Raw genomic sequence first — 4,204 nt, forward strand, 5'->3', positions numbered from 1 at the left:
TTAAGCAAATCAAAGATGTCGAAGATAGTTTTGTGGTAGTTGATACAGACTACTCAATGGAACAAAATAAAATCCCATTGTGGTTGTTCGGGTTTTTGTATTGAAAAGGTGCTTAGACAAAATATGGGTGTTTGGTTTGGTAGGATTTGGGGAATAGAAAAGAGTGAAATATATGGATATAGGACATGAAAAAGAGGTTGGTACAATGGCAGAAGAGTGTACATTTGGTGTTGGTAATAAAGAGTGTAGTTGTATTTTACATTGTAAAAAAGACAGTTGGAATAGTTTAGAAAAAGATGAGCTAGATAAAAAAATTAAATTATTTTTTCAAAGTATTGAAAATAAAATCGAAACAGTAAATTCATATCATAATGAGCATAAAGGTAGTAATGGAGCAAAAGGTATTGCTGATTTATTACAAGAAGACGGCAAAGATTTTTCTCAATATTATTTTGATTCAGTAATTTTCCCAGACACTAATGAGAAAGATCCTTTTTATAAATTAAACAAAGAGATAGATATTTATTTTAATAATTGTCGTTTTATAGGCAAAGTGAATTTTAATTCAATTTGGAAAGCAAAATCTATTACTTTTAATAATTGTATTTTTTGTAATGAAATTGAATTTAAAAATTTAAAGTTTGATAATAATTTCTTGTTTGAAAACTGTAGAGTCTATGCTAAAGTAAATTTTAAAAATGTTATTTTCAAAAATTATGTATCTTTTATTAGAACAAGATTTTATGACGAACTCATTTTTTCTCAAAGTAAATTTGAGGGCGTAACTTTGTTTAACAACTCAAAAGTCAATAAATTAACTTTTTATAATACCTTTTTCAAAGATGAAACAAACTTCCTTAATATAGAAATAAAAGACTTAACTCGTGAAACAGCGAGAATCATAAAACACTCATTTGAAAAACTCGATAATATCATAGAAGCAAATAAATTTTATGCTTTGGAGATGCAAAAAAGAGAAGAGGAACTTTCAAAAACAAAAGAAAAAAATTGGCTAGATTTGATTGTTTTTAAATTTCATAAACTATCTTCAAATCACTCTCAAGATTGGCTTTTGACTTTGTTGTGGATGTTAAATACTACAATCTTATATACACATTATTCATTTTTTATGGTCGATGAAAAAATAGAATACTTTGTAATTCCATTTGTTTTAAATATATTAACAACATCAATGATTGGCTTCGATTTTAGCAAAGTTTGCAAATTTTTATGGACCCTAGCATCATACTTGATATATATATTTATATCTAATGATTATTTTTTATGTTGTGTAGCAAATAGCTTTAACCCTTTTTCAATTATGACTGGTAAAGAATCTCTAACATTTAGCACACTAATTTACAAATCAATAATTGCTTATCTAATCTATCAGTTCATAATATCAATACGACAAAACACACGGAGAAAATAAAATGTCAAAGAAATCTATTGAAGGAATTTGTAAACTGTGTAAAAGTAAACAAATGTTAATCAATTCACATATTATTCCAAAGTTTTTACACAAAAAAATTGACCCTAAAAGAAATACTCCATGTGTAATTTATGAAAATTCAAAAGTATCAAATAAAAATAATTTAGGCTCAAAAGAATTTTTACTTTGCGAAAACTGTGATAATGTAATATTAAGTCAATATGAAAATTATTTTAATCAAGTTTGGTATAAAAATAGCGTACTTCCAGATATATTAAATCATAAAGACATACTTAGTATCGATATAGACTATGACCATTTTTTACTATTTCACTTAAGTATATTTTGGAGAATGAGTGTAAGTAGCCTTTCAGCTTTTCGTGATATTGATTTTGGTGAGAAACATAACGAACAAATAAGAAGCATGCTATTAAATAATAATAATTCAAAAAATCCGTATAGAATTGTTGTAAAAGCTATAGAGCAAGATAAAAAACTTTTTGACAAAATTATTGTAAAACCAGTTCGATTTCATATTGATTCACATAATATATATAGTGCAATTTATGGAGGATGTGAAGTTAGATTAAAAATATCATCTCACGGATGTAAAACATTTGATGACATAGCAATGAGTGATAAAAAAGCTAATATATTTATCGTCAACTATCAAGAAATTGAACAATTACAAAAAACCTCTGATATTATCAAAAATATTGAATATAAGAATGGGGAAATAAAATGAAAAACAACCTAACAACCACAAATCAAAATGCAAAGTTAGCACTAAGTAAATCAAAAAGTTTACTTGATATTACAAATAGTTTACTTGCAAATCGTCGAAGCAAAGAGTTAACTCAGAGCCTTGAGAATTTTAGATTTTCTCCTAGTATAAAACATGGCGGTGGTGTAGAATCCGTAGTTATAAGTCCAGATGGGAAATATATAGTAAGTGGAGGCATGGATAAAACAATTAAACTACTGAAGATAAATAATGGTAATTGGTTGCGAATATTTAAGGGGCATAGTCATTGGGTAAGGACAGTAGCTATAACACATGATGGGAAATATATAGTGAGTGGAAGCAACGATAAAACCATTAAATTATGGGAAATAAGTAGCGGCAAATGTTTGCGAACATTTGAGGGACATGATTCCTATGTAGAATCCGTAGCCATAATCCCTGATGGGAAATATATAGTAAGCGGTAGCTCTGATGGTACCATAAAACTTTGGGAGATAAACAGTGGTAAAGAGCTACGAACATTTAGAGGGCATAGTGTTGTGGTAAACTCTGTAGCTATAACCCCTGATGGGAAATATATAGTAAGTGCTGGAGCTTATGATAATGCCATCATACTATGGGAGATAAGTAGTGGCAAGAAGCTTCGAATATTTGAGGGGCATAGTGATGGTGTACATTCCGTAGCAATAAGCTCAGATGGAAAATATATAGCTAGTGGAGGTAGTGATATAACCATCAAGCTTTGGGAGATAGGTAGTGGCAAACAGGTGCGAACATTTAAAGGACATAATAAATTTTTAAATTCTCTAGCTATATCTGCTGATGGGAAATATATTGTAAGCGGTTATGGTGCTGATGGTGAAGCATCTGGAATAATTGAACAATTGGAGATAAATAGTAGCAAAGAGGTGCAAACATTGAGAGGGCATAAGCTTTTGGTATTCTCCGTAGCCATCACACCAGATGGAAAATATATAGTTAGTGGAAGTTTGGATAGCACCATCAAACTATGGGAGATAAGTAGTGGTAAACTGCTTAGCTCTTATGTGGCATATGAAAATGAGTGGCTCTCTTGGACACCAGATGGATATTATAACTGCTCTAATGGGGCTTATAAATATTTCTCTTTTGTAGATGATAGCAAAGAGATGCAAGAAATTGTACCACAAGACCATCCTGTATATAAAGCAAAGAAAAAAGAGATATTGCTTAGTGACTATATAGGTGGTGCAAATCCGTATGCTAAAAATTCACCACATACAGATATGCCAGAAATAGACATCGACGATGATGAAATCCCATTTTAGGAAAAACAATGCAAAAAATTAAAGAAAATTTAGAATCATTTTTTATTATTTGGGGAATTATTTTATTTTTAAATCAAGTAGTTTTATTTGGTGGGTGTTTTAATCCTATTTGTTTAATAGCAGCATTACCGCATACGGGATTTATAGCTTTTCTTGTGCTAATATTTTTTATACATGATGAGAAGAAAAATAAAACTTTTCAAACAAGAGAAATGGAAGAAATGGAATATGCAATGGAGCTCGCAAGGAAGCAAGGACGAGATGAACTAGGAGGGAGCTCAAAAATAACTTTAGAAGTAAACAAAATAAATCAAGAGATGCAACCAAAAAACACCAATGGTATTATAAGCAAAATGAAAGAGAAGGAAGATTTAAGAAAAGAGCTAAAAAGCTTAGAATCCAAACTCCAAGAGCTAGTAGAGCAAAAGACAGAATACCTAAACGATATCGAAGAGTTCAACCGTGAGTACAATCTGCACTTAGGGGAGCTTATCAAAGAGATACTCAACCTAAAAAAAGAGATACTTTATAAGCAAACTATCAAACAGCAAAAACAAAAAGTAAAATACCAAGAAGATATCCAAACTTACAATGAGACCAAAGAGACCATAGATGAACTAAAATCTACCATAGCAGAGCTAGAAGATGCACTGGAGAGCATAGAAGAAGATGATGAAAATTATGATGAACTCTCACATGCATACAACGAACTCAAAGAGG

General features: G+C 30.3%; 4 protein-coding genes. All 4 read left to right on the forward strand.

The genetic code is table 11. The features are described 5' to 3' along the window. The first annotated feature begins 172 nt into the window (after positions 1-172). Positions 173-1,432, forward strand: a complete 1,260-nt coding sequence (locus IBX42_RS11380; RefSeq protein ID WP_294933042.1) for a pentapeptide repeat-containing protein — start codon at positions 173-175, stop codon at positions 1,430-1,432. Between the two features lies 1 nt (position 1,433). Then, entirely contained in the window at positions 1,434-2,177 is a 744-nt protein-coding gene (locus IBX42_RS11385) for a hypothetical protein (protein WP_294933036.1), read from the forward strand. Then, positions 2,174-3,484, forward strand: coding sequence for a hypothetical protein (locus IBX42_RS11390; RefSeq protein ID WP_294933038.1), 1,311 nt, complete (start codon positions 2,174-2,176; stop codon positions 3,482-3,484). The genes IBX42_RS11385 and IBX42_RS11390 overlap by 4 nt, the downstream gene beginning before the upstream one ends. A gap of 8 nt (positions 3,485-3,492) precedes the next feature. Beyond that, positions 3,493-4,204 (forward strand): hypothetical protein (locus IBX42_RS11395; protein WP_294933040.1); only part of this gene is annotated, 712 nt, incomplete at its 3' end.

The organism is Sulfurimonas sp., from assembly GCF_014859695.1.
Lineage (GTDB): Bacteria > Campylobacterota > Campylobacteria > Campylobacterales > Sulfurimonadaceae > Sulfurimonas.

Excerpts from the sequence above, each read along its gene's own strand:
- IBX42_RS11380 (WP_294933042.1), top strand. The coding sequence starts at position 173 with ATGGATATAGGACATGAAAAAGAGGTTGGTACAATGGCAGAAGAGTGT.
- IBX42_RS11385 (WP_294933036.1), top strand. The coding sequence starts at position 1,434 with ATGTCAAAGAAATCTATTGAAGGAATTTGTAAACTGTGTAAAAGTAAA.
- IBX42_RS11390 (WP_294933038.1), top strand. The coding sequence starts at position 2,174 with ATGAAAAACAACCTAACAACCACAAATCAAAATGCAAAGTTAGCACTA.